We start from the raw sequence: 15,637 nt of genomic DNA on the forward strand, positions 1-15,637 counted from the left end.
TATAGTGGTTGACAATAATTGGCAGACAGAAGGAGCTACTCGAGGAAAGAGCCGCGACGATCGATCCGCGGGGACGGTGGCGGTGTTCCTCGTTCGAGCGATACGAACACCGACCTAAAAGAGCCGACCGGGCGTTTTCCGGATGAGAAACTGCGTGACGGCGCTTACTCTCGTTCGCCCGCACCGAGAGCGCTCTCGCCGACTTTCTCGTGCCCCTCGATGACTTCCTGGCCGTCCATGTACGGCCGGAGCGCCTCGGGAATCGTCACGGTGCCGTCGTCGTTCTGGTAGCACTCGAGGATGGCAACCATCACCCGTGGGAGCGCGAGTCCGGAGGCGTTCAGGGTGTGGAGGTATTCCGCGGACTCGTGGCGTTCGGGGCGGTAGCGCAGGCCAGCCCGTCGGGCCTGAAAGTCCTCGAAATTCGACGCCGAAGAGACCTCGAGCCAGCGGCCGCCCTCCTCGGGACCGTCGTCCATGTCATCGGCGGGTGCCCAGACTTCGATGTCGTAGGTCTTCGCGCTCGCGAACGTGAGGTCGCCCGTACAGAGTTCGAGGATTCGGTAGGGAAGCTCGAGGCGTCTGAGGACCTCCTCGGCCTCGTCGACGAGTTCCTCGAGACGGTCGTAGCTGGTCTCGGGGTCGACGAAGTTGACCAGTTCGACCTTGTTGAACTGATGGACGCGGACGATGCCGCGGGTTTCGGTGCCGTGTTCTCCGGCCTCACGGCGGAAGTTGGGGGTGTAGGCCTGGTGTTTCAGCGGCAGGTCGTCAGCGAGCAGGATCTCGTCGGCGTACATGTTGGTGACGGGCACCTCCGCGGTCGGACAGAGCCAGAGGTCCTCGTCGTCGTAGGCGTCGGTGTTGGCTCCGCCGAGTCGGTAGGCGTCGTCGGCGAACTTCGGAAGCTGTCCCGTCCCGCGCATCGACGTGCTCTTGATCGGGATCGGCGGGAAGAGATCGACGTAGCCCTGCTCGCGGTGGACGTCCATCATGAACTGGATCAGCGCGTGCTCGAGCCGTGCGCCGTCGCCTTTGAGGAAGTAAAACCCCGATCCCGTCGTCTTCGCGGCGCGAGCCTCGTCGATGATGTCTAAGTCCTCGCCGAGTTCGTAGTGGGGCGTGACTTCGTCGGCGTCGACGGGGAGGTCGTCGAATCCCCAGCGTCGGTCCTCGACGTTGTGGCGTTCGTCGATCCCCAGCGGCACGCTCTCGTCGGGAATGTTCGGAATCTCGAGGATTCGCTGGTCGAGTTCCGTCTTGAGCTCGGTCGCTTCGGCCTCGATGTCCTCGATCTGTGCTTTGAGCTCTTTGGACTCCTCGATGGCCTGCTCGCGCTCGTCGACTTTCCCCTCGGAAACTAGCTTGCCGATCTTCTGGGTGATCTGGTTTCGCTCGTGGCGCAGTTCGTCGCCGCGGGCTTTCAGCTCCCGCCAGCGCTCGTCGAGTTCGACGAGTTCGTCGACGTCGACGTCCGCGCCTCGGTTCTCGACAGCGTCGCGCACCTCGTCGGGATCCTCCTGTAAGTAGCTCCGGTCGATCATTGACCGTGGCTTCTTTGCGGCCGTCCAAAACCGTATCGGAAGGCACCGTCAAAGCGCGCTCTCGACTCGCGATACCGCCGGATCGATCGACGACCGTCGGTCGCTCGAGCGACGAAGCCACGATCAGACACGTCGACACGCGGTGATCGTCGGCTGGCGCTCTGTGAGTGAATCGGCGAACGTCACGGCGGTGAGAGCTGGTTCCGGGGGACTCTCAGTCACCGATTCGACTGGCCGAACACACACTCTGCGGATCGTCTTCGCCGGCTGTCGCCGCAGTCGGGTCGTCCGATGTCGGGCGGGAAACGCTTTTTTCACCGGGCACCGCGTGGTTCACCATGGACCCGCTCGAGGGAGAGGCGTCGTCGGGAGCAGTTGAGTACGAGCCGGTGAGTGTCAAAGACGTGCTCGTCGAGATGAAAGACACCGCAGAGCTGTTGATCGACCTCTCGTACTCGGCGGTGTTGCACAGCAACGAGGCGCTCGCGCGTGAAGTGTTGCGCCTGGAAGAACGGATGGACGTCCTCGAGCTCAAAGCGCGGATGAGTCTGATGATGGCCGTCCGCAATCCCGGAGATGCAGAACAGCTCGCACCCGTACTCGGGATCGTCGCCGCCGCTGGAGACATCAGCGACGCCGCCGGCGACATCGCGAAGATCGTCTTAGAGGAGATGGGGCTGCCGGATGCGATGCGAGCCGCGCTTCCCGAAGCCGCCGAGACGCTCGTCCGCGGCGTCGTCGGGCGCGACTCTCCGTACGCCAATCGGACACTCGCCGATATCGACCTCGAGTCCGGGACAGGTGTACGCGTGATCGCGCTTCGCCGGGGCGACGAGTGGCTGCTCAATCCCGGTCCGTCGACGACTATCGAGACCGACGACGTGGCACTGCTTCGCGGGCCGGAGACTGCCATCGACGAGGTCTACGAGTCGCTGACCGGCGAGGGCTACGAGTCGCCGGACATCGAGGTTGAAGGGATCGCAGACCTAGAGCGCGCCGTCGACACGATCGTTCACATGAAGAACCTCTCGGAACTCGCAGTCGACCTGGCCTACAGCAGCGTTCTCTTCGGGAGCGAGGGACTCGCCGAGGAGGTCCGCAACCTCGAGATCGAAGTCGATGCGATGGAGTCGCGCTTCGAAGCCTGGACGCTCCGAGCGGCCGCAGACGCCGAAGAGCCGGTCACCCTCCGTGGCCTGATCCGGCTGGGGAGTGCCACGGAAGTCATCAGCGACGCCGCCATCGACATCAGCGAAGGCGTACTGCGTGACCTCGAGGTCCATCCCGTCGTCCGGATGGCCGTCGAAGAGAGCGACGAGATAATCAGCCGGCTAGAGATCGAGGCCGACAGCGACCTCGACGGGGTCCGAGTCACCTCCGGGGTTCCCGACGTCGAGTCGACCATGTCGGTGATCGCCATCCGACGACCCGGCGAGGGCTGGATTCTCGTCGGTGACACCGACGTCGAACTACAGACTGGCGACGTCCTCATCTCGAAGGGGACTCGAACGGCCGCGGAGGCGTTCGAGTCGCTCGCTGCCGACTGACTGTCACCGTCTTGTGTCGAGTGCAATGAGCGCCGCTGAGTGCCACTATACACCGTATCACGTATCGACACCCGGTTTGGCCCGTGTTGATCCCCTGAGCGAACAACATATCCGTCGCTTCGACTGAGGTCCGATCAGCCGCCCAACCGCCAGATCGGATCGATCGAGCCGTGATCGGTCGCGGCGGTCGCCTCGAGGAGGACTAACACGAGTTCGAAGTAGACGAGCACGCTAGCAACGAGAACGATGCTCGCGACTGCGAACGGGAGAAGGGGACGCGTCATGGGCTATCGTGGGCGGTTGTGGGACGGTCAATTCGCTGCGCTCGAGGTCGACTCGAGTCCCCGGTGTGGGCGCGAGTTACGATAGGAGACCGTTCGGCCGTCGACGACCGTCCAGTCCCCGGTCGTTCCGACGGGGCCTCGGCGGCCGCCGTCACCGATACCTCGCCCGTGTGCTCGACCGTTACGATGTACTCCCGGTAGTCGAAGGAGATCCGACCCTCGAATCCCGCGGATCCGAGTTCTCGAGCACCGAGTAGCGTCTCGAGGGCTTCGACGTCGACAACCTCGTACAGCGGCGGCTCAAGGTGAATCGGATCGGTCTCCTCGCGGGCAGCGATCTCTCGGGCGATCGTGAGTTCGAGTGGCTCGTCGTCCATAGAACGGACGGCCACACCATTGCACTTGAAATTCAGTCAGACGCTCGACAGACAGGCCGACACGCGTCAGACAGTCGACAGACGAAACGTAAGGCGAGGTTCAGAAGAGGTATCGAAGGGTCGTACAGCTTCCAGACGCGAACCGGGAGGCGAGAGGGGTGCGTGGCCACGGATACCGCTGGGTGATTACGAGACACCCGTTCAGAACCCGAGGACGACCGCCGAGACGCCGATGAAGATGACCATTCCGAAGACGTCGACGACGTTGGTGACGATCGGGATCGTCGTGTCGTCGGGATCGATTCCCAGTCGATACGAGCCGTACGTCGCCGCGAAACTGAAAACAATGGCGATGACGGCGACGGACATACCGCTGACAAGCGAGATGAACAGGAGCGTTCCGAGGCCGATTGCACCGCCGAACAACAACGCGCCGATCAGGTACGCCCCCACGCCGAGTGCGGTGAAGATCGTCACCGCGAGCGCGAGGATTGCACCGACGTTCGCCCACAGCACCCGGTCGGTCGGGTCGAGTTCCGTCGTCCCCAGATGAAAACGCGTCGACAGCCGCGAACTCAAGATCGCACCGAGGTTACCACCCATGTCGACCATCGTCGGCACCATCACCGCCAGGATGGCGAACTCCTCTAACATCGCTTCTGCGCTCTCGAGGGTGATCCCTGCCCAGAGGACGATGATCGAGAGAACGACCAGCAGCGGGAACATGTTGCCGACGATCGACTTCCAGTTCCAGGTACCGAGTGAGTCCTGCGGGACGACCATCAGACGAGCACCTCCACGAAGCCGATCGCGAACAGCATAAAGAGCATCCCGAAGATATCACCGAGGGTCGTAACGATCGGACCGACGAGGTTGTCGGGGTCGTAGCCATAGCGGTAGCCGGCGAAGATCAGCGCGAGCAGGCCGACGATCATGACGACCGAGGTCAGCACGCCGGCAACGAGCATGATCCCGACGAGTTCGTAGACGGCGGCGACGTTCCAGCCGATGAGGAGCAACGCGAGCCAGGTGACGACACCGATAACGATCGAAATTCCGATGCCGTTGACGAACGAGGCGAGCACGGCGTTGACCAGCCGCTCGTTCCGCTCGAAGCGTGGTTCGATCAGCCCCTGGTGGAGCCCGCTCGAGATCCGACCGCCGAGTGCGCCGTAGACGTTCCCACGGGTCGCGAGGAAAACGGGAACCATCACGAGCAAGCCGGGGAACCGCTCGACGCTCTCGAGAATTCCTTCGAGGACGATACCGGCGAAGAGGCCCCCGCCGAGGGCGACAAACAGGATCGGGAGTGCTTCGCGATAGATCGACCAAAAATCACGCCGAAAGCTCATATCTGGGTCTCACTACGTCGCCTGTTAATACTGCCGGAGAGAACGGTTCGGAATGCGGTGGATCGAGTGGATACGAGTGAGTGATCAGGCCGGCGGCCGGGCGTTGATCGACGAGGACGGGCGGCAAACGTATTCGTTTGTGGAGTAGTCACACCGCAGGATAAAACCGCTATAACTGTCCGACAGGGGCAATGTCGGTCGGTCCCATGATAGCCGAACACATTATATGTACTAGATGAGAACGTTTTTTAGAGGCCACTAAAAACGTCCTCGCGCATGCTGGACACTAATCACAGCAGCGGATACGGCACCGATTCTGCGATCAACGACGGTGAACGCGAGCGCGGCCGCTCGCTCGAGGAACTGATTCTCGACTTGCTCGAAGGTGAGTTCGCGGGCGTCATGCGCTCGCACAGCCGGGGTGAGGTGTATGGGGGCTACTAGCGGCCGCGACGTCGACTTCCACGCGGACCGCGTCGACGAGATCACCGACGAAGAGTACGTCGCCGTCACTCAGGAGACGTTCGTCGGGCCCGCCATCGAGGAGTTCCGCGACTTCGAGCCAGTTTCTGACGAAACGACGGTCTACTACCTGTACGTCACCGACAACGCCGGCCGACTCGTCGGTGTCATGTCACTTCGTGAGCTGCTGAACGCGCCCGAAGACGACGTCGTCGAAGCTCACATGGCCACCGACGTGGTGACGATCAACGCCGACGCAGACCCCGAGTGGGCCGCCGACGAGATCGCCGAGCGAGACTTCCCCGCGATGCCGGTCGTCGACGACGACGGCGTGCTCGTTGGCGTCCTCCGAACCGACAACATGATCGAAGTCGTCGAGGAGGAGGCAACCGAAGACATCCTCAAAAGCGCCGGCTTCTCCTTCGCCGACGTCGAACGGTCCCGAAGTTCGGCGATCCTCGAGTCCTCGATCCCGAGGATCCTCCGACTGCGACTGCCGTGGCTGGTCGTCGCGCTCGCGGGCGGACTCCTCGCTGGCGGTGTCATCGAACAGTTCGAGGATACGCTCGAGGCAGTGGTTGCACTGGCCTTCTTCGTTCCGGTGATCATGGACATGGGCGGCAACGTCGGGACGCAGGCGTCGACGATCTTCGTTCGCGGACTGGCGCTCGGACAGATTGACGACCGAAACGCGATGAGACACTTCGCCCGGGAGGGAGTCATCGGCCTGCTCATCGGCCTCATCATCGGTGGCATCGGCGCGCTGGCTGCCTACGGCTGGCGGACGTGGGCTGGCGATCCGAACGCCGGAACGATCTCCGTCGTGGTGTTCATCGCCCTCGTGTCGGTCTGTGTGGTCGCATCCGTCGTCGGCTACGTCATCCCGTGGCTGATGAACAAACTCGGGTTCGACCCCGCAGCAGCCTCGGACCCGCTGATCACGACCGTCAAAGACGTGACGGCGCTGCTGATCTACTTCGGCCTGGCCGCGGTGTTGCTCGCCGAACTGCTGTAGCCCCACGCTGACGCCTATTTTTCGCGCGCTATCGATCCCGTTTGCCGACGTCTCTGCTCGTTCGACCGACGGCTCGCCCACCACGCAGTAGACACGCCTATCGGAGGTATCTCAGCGAACGCGAGCACTCGGGCGAGCGCGAACGCGAACACGTCCTCGAGATCCCCAAACCGTTGTGGAAACGGACGTCCGTCGAAGGGCGGTCCCGGTGACGGTCGCTCGACCCAGTGAGAAAGGATCAGCCGTCAAAACGGACCCACAGCGACGAGTAGCCAGGCGAGCCCGATTCCCAACAGCGAGAGCACGAGGTTCGCCGCGGCGACCACCACCGCAAGGTCTCGATCACCGCGCTCCCAGAGCTGGACCGTCTCGACCGAAAACGACGAGAACGTGGTGAACGCCCCACAGGCACCGATCCCGACCAACTGAATCGTCGACTCCGTCGCACCGGCGAAGACGAACAATCCGAAAACGACGCTTCCAACCACGTTGACGACGAGCGTCGGGATCGGATACCGATCCGACGAAAGCTGGAGGTAGACCAGGTGCCGACAGACGGCACCGATCGCCGCGCCGGTACCGACGAGGTGTGCCGGTTCGGGATCGAACGAGGCGACGGCCGCGGTAGCGGCGACGACGGCGACAGCGACGGCGTCAACCGAGAGCATACCGTGGATCGACCCGAGTAGACCGGCAGCGAGGGCGAGTGTCGTGGCGATCACGCTCGCTCACCCCCGATCCGTCTGGCGACTCCACGGCCGACGAGTACGCCCGTAAATCCGAGCACGTAGTTGACGCCGACGATAGCCAGCGCGAGCCAGACGGTCTCCGCCTCGGCGATCCCCATCGCGAACCCGCTGTAGGTCGTCAGCGACGAGAGAAACCCCGTCGTAAAGACGAGTCGCGACTGACGATCGACGATTCCGGTGTACTGGGCCTCGTAGACGAAGACGCCGAGGAGCGTGCTGCCGACAATGTTGACGAGCGCGATCGCCAGATCGTCGGGGACGGTTCCGAGTGCAAAGAACCGGAGGTTCGCACCGGCAAATCCACCGATGGCGATCAGTGCAAGCGTCTCGAGTCGGACGAGCGGATGTCGGTCTGCCATGGCTGTCGAGTCAGGACAGGGACCGTCAGCCGCCCACGATATCGCAGGGATCGGCAGTTGGATCAGGCGGGCCCCATCGCCCGGTTACGGCAGGGGTTCTCACAGAACGGACATGAGCGTTGCGAAAGTCGACATGTCCACTCGAGACGGGAGCCGAACGCTCTCGGAGCATCGGCCCACAGCCAGCTGCGTTTCGCAGGAACAACTGTCGTAGCGAGTCCGAATCGCTCAAGTACGCGACCGGTCTATTCCGTAGCGTGTCGAAGCAGGTCCAGGACGTAGAGACGCTCTTCTGTCACGAGACCGGCGACGATTACCTCGTCGTCGTCGAACGCGACGGAACGCGGCTCTTCCGTGCAAAACTCGGACTCTCCGAGACGTCGGCCGGTCCCCGTCCGGCGAAGTTCCGGCTCAAACAGGGCTCGAGCGAAGAGCCTCGCCAGCCCGACGAGTTCGTCGAACTCGCCCGGCGTACGAAGCGCATCCGAATCTCCGAACAGACCTCTCGCGAGGCCCGCGACGAGCTGATGGAGATGCTCGCGGGCTACCAGCTCGAGGAGAAAGCAAAGGCCGTCCGGACCTGTCGGTACTGTGCCTCTGCGGGCCGTTACTCACCGATTACGACCGAGACTGCCGTCAAAGACGACCAGGACTGGATCTGCCGGGACTGTGCCCAACAGGAACTCGAGCGTCAACTATCTTACTCCGGCGGCGGCCGGGTCACCGGCGACGCCAAAGACCGACTCGAGGACCTGATGCTCGAGGTGCAGGATCTACAGCGGATCGTCAACCTACTGAAAGGCCGCCTCGATCCCGATCTCACGAAGTTCGATACCATCTCGGCGACGACCGACGAGGTCGACCCGGTGCGGGTGGACTCGTTGAGCCTGCATCCGGGACTCCAGGGGTTGCTCGAGGATCGGTTCGAGACCCTGTTGCCGGTCCAGAGTCTCGCAGCGGAGAACGGCCTCTTCGAGGGCGACGACCAGCTGGTGGTGTCGGCGACGGCGACCGGGAAGACCCTCGTCGGCGAGATGGCTGGGATCGACCGCGTGCTGAACGGCAAGGGGAAGATGCTCTTTCTCGTCCCGCTCGTGGCGCTGGCCAACCAGAAGTACGAGGACTTCCAGGATGAATACGGCCACCTCGTCGACGTTTCGATCCGCGTCGGCGCGAGCCGAATCAACGACGACGGCAACCGGTTCGACCCGAACGCCGACGTCATCGTCGGCACCTACGAGGGAATCGACCACGCGCTGCGGACGGGCAAGGAGATGGGTGATATCGGCACCGTCGTCATCGACGAGGTCCATACCCTCAAAGAGGACGACCGGGGCCACCGCCTCGATGGACTGATTTCACGGCTCAAATACACGTGCGAGCGACGTGCGGAGAGGCGGGACGGCTACGATGGTGCCCAGTGGGTCTACCTCTCGGCGACCGTCGGCAACCCCGAACAGCTCTCGGGCGCCCTCGAGGCGACGCTCATCGAGTTCGAGGAACGACCGGTGCCGATCGAACGCCACGTCACGTTTGCGGACGGCCAGGAGAAGGTCCGCATCGAGAACAAACTCGTCAAACGCGAATTCGACACCGAGTCCTCGAAGGGATATCGCGGGCAGACGATCATCTTCACCAACTCCCGACGGCGATGTCACGAGATCAGTCGCAAACTCGAGTACGCCTCCGCGCCGTACCACGCCGGGCTCGATTACAAGCGCCGGAAGACGGTCGAACGGCAGTTCGGCGAGCAGGACCTCGCGGCCGTCGTTACGACCGCCGCACTGGCTGCGGGGGTCGACTTCCCGGCCTCGCAGGTGATTTTCGATACGCTGGCGATGGGCATCGAATGGCTCTCGGTTCAGGAGTTCCACCAGATGCTCGGTCGCGCGGGCCGACCGGACTACCACGACGAGGGGACCGTGTACGTCCTCGTCGAGCCCGACTGCGCCTACCACAACTCGATGGAGATGAGCGAAGACGAGGTCGCGTTCAAACTCCTCAAAGGCGAGATGGAGGCGGTGATGACCCACTACGACGAGTCCGCGGCGATCGAAGAGACCCTCGCGAACGTCACCGTCGGCGGCAAGTCCGCGAAGGCGCTCAACGACCGGATGCTCGGCGAGGTCCCGACGAAACACGCCGTCGGCAAACTCCTGCAGTACGACTTCATCGACGGCTTCGAGCCGACGCCGCTCGGCCGGGTCGTCACCGAACACTTCCTCGACCCGGGCGAGGCGTTCGCCCTGCTGGACGGCATCCGAAAGGACGCCCATCCCTACGACCTCATCGCCGACATCGAACTACGCGATTCACAGCTCTGAGTCGTCCCGAAGTCACACAGGTCCGACGGTCCGTCTCAGGGGACAAACGCAACGCCGAAGAGCGAGAGCACGAGCACGACCAGCGCGCCGGGGAGTCCGCCGAGGGCGACGATCACGAGCGCGATGGGCGTAACTGCGATCGAAAGGCCGAACAGGGCCTGGACCGCGAACAGCACCAGCAAGCCGACGACGGCGTTGACGAGCAGCGGCCTGACGGTCTCGAAGAGCGTCGATACGCCCATGATCGCGACGAGAACGAGGACCAGAAGCAGAATCTCGAGTCCGGTAGCCATAGTCGGTGGTTGACCGGCGAGGGTCAAAACCGTTCGGACAAGAACGAAACCCTTTATGATGTGCACGCAAAAGGGAGGGTACGGGATCGTGGGTTAGCCTGGTATACTTCGGGCCTTGGGTGCCCGTGACCGCGGTTCAAATCCGCGCGATCCCACTTACTTCGTCGCAAACAACACCGTGAGCCGCAGCTCGTGGTGGCGGGTACAACGCCGGTACTGGTGACCAGTCACGTTCGACCGGTGTCCCAGAGCAGCCACCAAACGAACGACTCGACGAGCTAAATCGTGACACGTGGCCTCCACGTTCGTGTAACGTTTATATGCCACGTCGTGGGCACCCTGTACGATGACGGCTACGACTACACCCATCACAGTGCCAACCGAATTCAGCTCTCCAGACGCCACCCTGGGCTCTCTGACCTGCCTCGGCACCGATGCCGTCGCCGTGACGGACCTGCAAGAACGGCTCGAGCGGGCCACGGTTCCCCTCCCTCCAACTCTCTCGTCGCTCATCGATAACGACCGCGTCCGGCACCCGGAGGCGAGCGATGTCGGCCGATAAGTTCGCCGACGCCGCGCCCATCGCCCTCGAGTCGACCGGCGACTGCCGGATCGATTGCTACGTCAGGGCGTCCGTCCCTGGTCCGCTCGTCGAGACGGTCGACGCCGTCGTCGGACGACTCGAGCGCCTGCGCGAGCGAGAACAGATCGCTGCCTACCGGGTTACCGACTGGCCACCCGAACATCATATCGGCGGCGATAGCGGGGTGGGGACGCGTGACGACCTCGTCACCGAGTTCGAACGCTGGGCCAGCCGCCACGGCCACTCGCTCGAGCCGGCGTTTCGCCGCCGCGAGCGACCCACCACGTACGGCTGGGGTGCCTGCGATTGGCGCGAGCAGGTCCGCGTGCCGCTGGTCGCGCTAGCGGTGTACGATGAGAGCGCAGATACCGACGAGGCGACGGACGATGACGCCATGAAGGGACTCCGAGCAGTCGTCCCGTATACCGAGCGGCCGGGGACGGCCGGGCAGCGAACCCACACCGTCCGGGAGTGGCTACGGCGAGCCGACCCGGAGGGCGACGCCGCATCGGCTCATCCAGGAGACCACGGCGAGGTCGTGCTTCTCGAGGGACGCCAGTAGTGGTGGCTCTCGAGTGACGATGATGCGCTCGAGAGTTGGACAGGGCGGTTGACGAGGCGAGCGGTTGCGTCGGTTGTTGTGAACGAAACGAGATCTTATATGTCGTCACAGCGTATCCTCGCTATCGCTACATGCCCTCTATACGGTCTGTGCTGACCGTCAGTGCCGTCGTCGTCTTCGTTCTCCTGGTCGGTTCGTTCGCTGCGATGCCGACCGCGGACGACGGTGCAGACGGTGAGCCACGAGCCGAAAACCTCACTCCGGGTCCGACTGGCGACGGCGTCACCGTTGCGGTCGTCGACACGGGAATCGACGACGGGCACGTCGGACTCGAGGGTCGCGTCGTCGACCGAATCGATCTAACCGACGACGGAGACGACGCCGACAGCGACGAGGCCGACGTGGGCGTCGACGAACACGGCCACGGCACTCACGTCGCTGGGATCGTCGCTGGAAGCGGGGAGGGTGAGGACGGTGACGCTGGCCTTGCACCCGGGGCAGCCCTCGTCGACGTCCGGGTGCTCAGCGAGGAGGGTGAGGGGGACGCCGACCGGATCGCCGACGGCATCGAGTACGCGGTCGACGAGGCAGGCGCAGACATCGTCGTGTTGAGCCTCAACGTCGACGGCGTCGACGACGAGCCGATCGACGCGAGCGTCGCTCACGCGACCGAACAGGGGACCGTCGTCGTCGCCTCGGCCGGCAACAGCGCCACTACGCGTTCGATCACGACTCCGGGAGCGACACCGGAGATGATCACCGTCGGCGCAACTGCAAAAGACGGCTCGGTCCTCGAGCACTCCTCGCGCGGGCCGACCGACGACGGTCACCTCAAGCCGGAACTCGTCGCACCGGGCGAAGACATCCCCGGCCCCGCTGTGGGGACGGGCGAGGAGTATACGACCCGAACGGGGACGAGCGTCGCCGCCCCACAGGTCGCCGCTACGGCCGCCCTGCTGCTCGAGACCGAGCCGTCGCTCTCACCACAAGAGATCGAGAGCCGACTCGCGAGCACCGCCCGGCCGCTCGAGGGGGCTGACGTCTACGCGGCTGGCGCTGGGAAACTCGACGTCGACCGGGCGCTCGAGCCGAATATCGTCGTCGACGAGGGGGTGATCGACTTCGGGCTCGTCGACGACGACGAGCCGGTGACGCAGACGGTGACCGTCGAGAACCACGACGATCAGGTACACGACCTCTCGCTCGAGGCCGACGTGACGAACCTCGACATCGAGATGGACGGAGGCGAAGTAGACGGAGACGGTGTGAGTGGAGGCGAAGTAGACGGAGACGGTGTGAGTGGAGGTGAAGTAGACGGAGACGGTGTGAGTGGAGACAAGGTGGACGAGGCCACTACGGATGGAGGTGACGCGGTGGCGAACGAGACGCTATCGGTGAACCGAAGCGAACTCACGCTCGAGCCCGGTGAGCGGGCAGCCGTCGAACTGACCGTCGATGCGGATGCCGACGCTGGCGTCCACTCGGGGGCGCTCGCGTATGCAGTCGACGGCGAACCGCGGACGGTCCCCGTCGGCTTCGTTCGCGGTGGCGAGGTGACCGTCGAGAAGCGACCGCTGTCGGCCGGCGACCGGGTCGACGGCGATCCGCTGTTTTTCTTCAGCGAGGACGGCACCCATTCGGGCATACAGGACTTCGAGGACGGCGAGACGTCGTTCGTCGGCGGCGGCGGGACCTACGTCCTCTGGTCGAAGGGGGTCGATCAGGAGACCGGCTCTATCGTGTTTCTCTCGGAGCGAGTCGACATCGACGGCGAGAAACGGGTCGTCCTGGACGAGTCGGAGACGATCCCGGTCGGCGTCGACGCCGAGCCGATCGTCGAGAAGTATGGACCGCTCGAGAACAACAGCGTCGTGGCGTCGATGAGCACTATGGCGGGAGACAGCACCCAGCGACTCTCCCGGACGCTGCTCGACGCCGACAACCGGACCGTTCGCGTCTCCGAAGACCCCGACAACGCGATCGCGACGACCTACCTGCTCACGCCCGACTCCGACGACGAACTCGAGACGGCGGACGTCTTTCAGCTCCATCACGAGACCTCGAGCGCCGAGTGGGCGTCCCCGGTCGAGATCTCCCCGTCCGACCTCGAGACGACGGCGTACCGAATCCACCGGCCAACCCAGGACCTGCCGCTCGAGGCACAGGATCGAACGACGACCCGGTTCGAGTGGAACGACCCCGCCCGCTACTGGTTCGAACTGGGCGACAGCGGCGATCAGCGAGTCCACCGGACGACGACCGGCGTCTCACATGACCGCGAACTTCGTGGTGACGGCTGGCGGGCGATCGTCGACGATCGTACTGCGGAGTCGACCGACGTCCTCGCCCACCCGCTGACTGCGGTCGTCGACTCGGTCGCGGTCGAAAACCACACGGTGACGATCGAGGGCGAGCCGCTCGCCGACGGTGCCGGAACGGAACTCTACGTGAGCGCAGAACACTCGCTGACGACCGCCGTCGGTGACGAGGTCGTCGATGTCGTCGAAAGCGACGAGCCGGAACTCCTCGCGCGAGACGTCCCGATCGATCACGACGAACCGCTCACGGTCGAACTCGCGGGCAACAACTCCGATGGATGGCTCTCGACGAATACAAAGGCGACAGTTACGATCGACGAGCCCAGGCCGGGCGAGCCGCTCGAGGCACCGCTCGTCAGAGACGTCGACGTCGACGCCGACGAGACGAACGCCGCAGGGCCGGGCGAGGTGACCGTCGCACTCGAGGTCGACGACCTCCGGTCGGTCTCGTCGCGGTCGGTCTGGTACGCCCCTGACGGGCCGGAGACCCCGCCCTGGGACGAGTCGACGGGCTGGGAACGTGCCGACACCGGTTACGAGGACGGCCGACTCACTGCCACGCTCGACGTGCCCGAGGACGCCGACACCGTGAGCCTCGCGGCCGAACTCGAGGCCGACGGCGACCGCGTCCGGACGATGACGGCCGACGCGTTCTACGCTGGCGAAGCACCGAACACGTCGACGCGAACGATTTCGGGTCAGCTGCTCACCCACGACGGAACACCCGCGGACAACGACACCGTCCTCGCGGCCCCCGTCGACGGCGACGACGCACCCACGATCGACCGAACCGACGAGGACGGAACCTTCGATCTCGAGGTGCCCGCAGATGAGACCTACACCCTCGCGTACCGCCGTGGCGAGCCGTGGCAGTTGAACGCCTCGCTCGAGGACGAGCGTCCTGCGTTCGCCGCGCTCGATCGTGTGACCGTCGACGAAGACGTGACCCTCGAGGAGACCCTTCTACGGGCGACGCCGGTGGACATCGAGATCGTCGACGAACGCGGCGAAGCCGTCCCGAACGCCACAGTCGAACTCGGCCACCGGGCTGCCAACGCCTCCGTCGGGGCGACCGTCGACTCCGACGCCGACGGGATGGTACGGCTCCCGAGCGCCGACGAGTCGGGCATCTCGCTTTCGGGGGCGGTCACGGCCACCATCGACCCACCTGAGGAGGGACCGTACGTCGACCGGACGTATCGAACGAACGTCACCGTCGACGAGCCCCGATCGGTGACGGTCGAGATCGAGACCGAACCACCCGAGGCGAGCCTCGAGACGAACCGGGAGTGGATGCTCGAGGGAACGCCGGTGACGCTCGATGCCGGAGCGAGCGACGTGCAAGCAGGTGCCGAGGAGTATCGCTGGGATCTCACGGGCGACGGCTCGACCGACGAGGTCACCCCACAGCCGGTCCTGAGACACGAGCCGGAACCGGGGACGACCGAGGTGACCGTCACCGTAGTCGACGAGGCCGGTGCCACCGACGACGCGTCAGCGACGGTTCGGGTAGACCCGCTCGAGGAGTGAGCAAGGTCCACGCGTCGCAGAACCGTTCGGTGGTCACTGTTCGGTATCGTTCACGCGGACGGCAAGTCCAGCCGAACGGGGAGTGTCAATCAGTGTGACGGGTCCATATCTACATAAGTGATGCCGGCGAAGTCTCTGACGAGGCCACGTGACCGGTACTGTTGTCGTACGCCGTACGACAGTCAGTACGCGAGCGGGAATACAGGAGACGGCGTGTTCGTCGCCCACTGTGGCGACGGCCGTCGAACGGACGGTTCGACGTGGCCCGAACTCGATCCGTTCAGTTCTCGAGAGGAGTTCTCACGGCGTGCCCAGAGCAGTCGACGACCAGTGTCGAC

Annotated in this window: 15 protein-coding genes and 1 tRNA gene; 8 read left to right on the plus strand and 8 right to left on the minus strand. The window is 64.3% G+C overall.

Features of this window, described 5'->3' with window-relative positions; translation table 11 throughout:
- Nucleotides 1-164 precede the first annotated feature (164 nt).
- A complete protein-coding gene (gene serS / locus AArc1_RS16635) occupies nt 165-1,544 on the minus strand; it encodes a serine--tRNA ligase (RefSeq protein ID WP_117365423.1) in 1,380 nt (459 codons plus the stop codon).
- A 338-nt stretch (nt 1,545-1,882) separates the two neighbouring features.
- Here serS and AArc1_RS16640 point away from each other — a divergent pair, with 338 nt between their 5' ends.
- Nucleotides 1,883-3,091, plus strand: a complete 1,209-nt coding sequence (locus AArc1_RS16640) for a potassium channel family protein (RefSeq protein WP_117365424.1) — start codon at nt 1,883-1,885, stop codon at nt 3,089-3,091.
- Between the two features lie 134 nt (nt 3,092-3,225).
- On the opposite strand, the gene AArc1_RS19165 is transcribed toward AArc1_RS16640, so the two are convergent.
- The 4 genes from AArc1_RS19165 to AArc1_RS16655 all read right to left on the minus strand — a co-directional run bounded on the left by AArc1_RS19165 (nt 3,226) and on the right by AArc1_RS16655 (nt 5,104).
- The gene (locus tag AArc1_RS19165) at nt 3,226-3,375 is read right to left on the minus strand and encodes a hypothetical protein (RefSeq protein WP_186336617.1); all 150 of its coding nucleotides are present in this window, start codon (nt 3,373-3,375) and stop codon (nt 3,226-3,228) included.
- Nucleotides 3,372-3,752, minus strand: a complete 381-nt coding sequence (locus AArc1_RS18840) for a HalOD1 output domain-containing protein (RefSeq protein ID WP_161958303.1) — start codon at nt 3,750-3,752, stop codon at nt 3,372-3,374. The genes AArc1_RS19165 and AArc1_RS18840 overlap by 4 nt, the downstream gene beginning before the upstream one ends.
- Before the next feature lie 201 nt (nt 3,753-3,953).
- Nucleotides 3,954-4,535, minus strand: coding sequence for a magnesium transporter (locus AArc1_RS16650; RefSeq protein ID WP_117365425.1), 582 nt, complete (start codon nt 4,533-4,535; stop codon nt 3,954-3,956).
- A complete protein-coding gene (locus tag AArc1_RS16655) occupies nt 4,535-5,104 on the minus strand; it encodes a magnesium transporter (protein WP_117365426.1) in 570 nt (189 codons plus the stop codon). Before AArc1_RS16655 ends, AArc1_RS16650 begins: the two co-directional genes overlap by 1 nt.
- Nucleotides 5,105-5,380: 276 nt before the next feature.
- On the opposite strand from AArc1_RS16655, the gene AArc1_RS19170 reads away from it, so the two are divergent.
- Together AArc1_RS19170 and mgtE are read left to right on the plus strand one after the other, a co-directional pair.
- Nucleotides 5,381-5,548, plus strand: coding sequence for a hypothetical protein (locus tag AArc1_RS19170; RefSeq protein WP_186336618.1), 168 nt, complete (start codon nt 5,381-5,383; stop codon nt 5,546-5,548).
- Nucleotides 5,535-6,581, plus strand: coding sequence for a magnesium transporter (mgtE, locus tag AArc1_RS16660; RefSeq protein WP_117365427.1), 1,047 nt, complete (start codon nt 5,535-5,537; stop codon nt 6,579-6,581). Before AArc1_RS19170 ends, mgtE begins: the two co-directional genes overlap by 14 nt.
- Before the next feature lie 245 nt (nt 6,582-6,826).
- Here the strand turns inward: mgtE and AArc1_RS16665 are convergent, their stop codons facing one another.
- Both AArc1_RS16665 and AArc1_RS16670 read right to left on the minus strand, forming a co-directional pair.
- Nucleotides 6,827-7,249, minus strand: a complete 423-nt coding sequence (locus AArc1_RS16665; RefSeq protein WP_117365944.1) for a fluoride efflux transporter FluC — start codon at nt 7,247-7,249, stop codon at nt 6,827-6,829.
- A gap of 50 nt (nt 7,250-7,299) precedes the next feature.
- Complete coding sequence (locus AArc1_RS16670) at nt 7,300-7,689, minus strand: CrcB family protein (protein WP_117365428.1); 390 nt, start codon at nt 7,687-7,689, stop codon at nt 7,300-7,302.
- A gap of 257 nt (nt 7,690-7,946) precedes the next feature.
- Between AArc1_RS16670 and AArc1_RS16675 the strand changes: the two genes are divergently transcribed.
- A complete protein-coding gene (locus AArc1_RS16675; protein ID WP_117365429.1) occupies nt 7,947-10,013 on the plus strand; it encodes a DEAD/DEAH box helicase in 2,067 nt (688 codons plus the stop codon).
- Nucleotides 10,014-10,048: 35 nt separating this feature from the next.
- On the opposite strand, the gene AArc1_RS16680 is transcribed toward AArc1_RS16675, so the two are convergent.
- Nucleotides 10,049-10,306 carry a pro-sigmaK processing inhibitor BofA family protein gene (locus tag AArc1_RS16680; protein ID WP_117365430.1) on the minus strand — a complete coding sequence of 86 codons (258 nt, stop codon included), beginning with the start codon at nt 10,304-10,306 and terminating at the stop codon, nt 10,049-10,051.
- An 82-nt stretch (nt 10,307-10,388) separates the two neighbouring features.
- On the opposite strand from AArc1_RS16680, the gene AArc1_RS16685 reads away from it, so the two are divergent.
- The 4 genes from AArc1_RS16685 to AArc1_RS16700 all read left to right on the plus strand — a co-directional run bounded on the left by AArc1_RS16685 (nt 10,389) and on the right by AArc1_RS16700 (nt 15,299).
- A tRNA-Pro gene (locus AArc1_RS16685) sits at nt 10,389-10,461 on the plus strand.
- 191 nt (nt 10,462-10,652) lie between these two features.
- Complete coding sequence (locus AArc1_RS16690; protein ID WP_133412294.1) at nt 10,653-10,868, plus strand: hypothetical protein; 216 nt, start codon at nt 10,653-10,655, stop codon at nt 10,866-10,868.
- Nucleotides 10,855-11,451, plus strand: coding sequence for an HTH domain-containing protein (locus AArc1_RS16695; RefSeq protein ID WP_117365432.1), 597 nt, complete (start codon nt 10,855-10,857; stop codon nt 11,449-11,451). The genes AArc1_RS16690 and AArc1_RS16695 overlap by 14 nt, the downstream gene beginning before the upstream one ends.
- Nucleotides 11,452-11,582: 131 nt before the next feature.
- Nucleotides 11,583-15,299: a S8 family serine peptidase gene (locus AArc1_RS16700; RefSeq protein WP_117365433.1), complete on the plus strand. Its 3,717-nt coding sequence runs from the start codon at nt 11,583-11,585 to the stop codon at nt 15,297-15,299.
- Nucleotides 15,300-15,637: the final 338 nt, after the last annotated feature.

The sequence above is a fragment of the Natrarchaeobaculum sulfurireducens genome (assembly GCF_003430825.1).
GTDB lineage: Archaea > Halobacteriota > Halobacteria > Halobacteriales > Natrialbaceae > Natrarchaeobaculum > Natrarchaeobaculum sulfurireducens.

What these genes read in the sequence shown, in the direction of transcription:
- AArc1_RS16665 (WP_117365944.1), bottom strand. Translation starts at nt 7,249, where the DNA reads ATGCTCTCGGTTGACGCCGTCGCTGTCGCCGTCGTCGCCGCTACCGCG.
- AArc1_RS16680 (WP_117365430.1), bottom strand. Translation starts at nt 10,306, where the DNA reads ATGGCTACCGGACTCGAGATTCTGCTTCTGGTCCTCGTTCTCGTCGCG.
- AArc1_RS16700 (WP_117365433.1), top strand. Translation starts at nt 11,583, where the DNA reads ATGCCCTCTATACGGTCTGTGCTGACCGTCAGTGCCGTCGTCGTCTTC.
- AArc1_RS16690 (WP_133412294.1), top strand. Translation starts at nt 10,653, where the DNA reads ATGACGGCTACGACTACACCCATCACAGTGCCAACCGAATTCAGCTCT.
- AArc1_RS16670 (WP_117365428.1), bottom strand. Translation starts at nt 7,689, where the DNA reads ATGGCAGACCGACATCCGCTCGTCCGACTCGAGACGCTTGCACTGATC.
- AArc1_RS19170 (WP_186336618.1), top strand. Translation starts at nt 5,381, where the DNA reads ATGCTGGACACTAATCACAGCAGCGGATACGGCACCGATTCTGCGATC.
- AArc1_RS16640 (WP_117365424.1), top strand. Translation starts at nt 1,883, where the DNA reads ATGGACCCGCTCGAGGGAGAGGCGTCGTCGGGAGCAGTTGAGTACGAG.
- AArc1_RS16695 (WP_117365432.1), top strand. Translation starts at nt 10,855, where the DNA reads ATGTCGGCCGATAAGTTCGCCGACGCCGCGCCCATCGCCCTCGAGTCG.
- mgtE (WP_117365427.1), top strand. Translation starts at nt 5,535, where the DNA reads ATGGGGGCTACTAGCGGCCGCGACGTCGACTTCCACGCGGACCGCGTC.
- AArc1_RS16650 (WP_117365425.1), bottom strand. Translation starts at nt 4,535, where the DNA reads ATGGTCGTCCCGCAGGACTCACTCGGTACCTGGAACTGGAAGTCGATC.
- AArc1_RS19165 (WP_186336617.1), bottom strand. Translation starts at nt 3,375, where the DNA reads ATGACGCGTCCCCTTCTCCCGTTCGCAGTCGCGAGCATCGTTCTCGTT.
- AArc1_RS16655 (WP_117365426.1), bottom strand. Translation starts at nt 5,104, where the DNA reads ATGAGCTTTCGGCGTGATTTTTGGTCGATCTATCGCGAAGCACTCCCG.
- serS (WP_117365423.1), bottom strand. Translation starts at nt 1,544, where the DNA reads ATGATCGACCGGAGCTACTTACAGGAGGATCCCGACGAGGTGCGCGAC.
- AArc1_RS18840 (WP_161958303.1), bottom strand. Translation starts at nt 3,752, where the DNA reads ATGGACGACGAGCCACTCGAACTCACGATCGCCCGAGAGATCGCTGCC.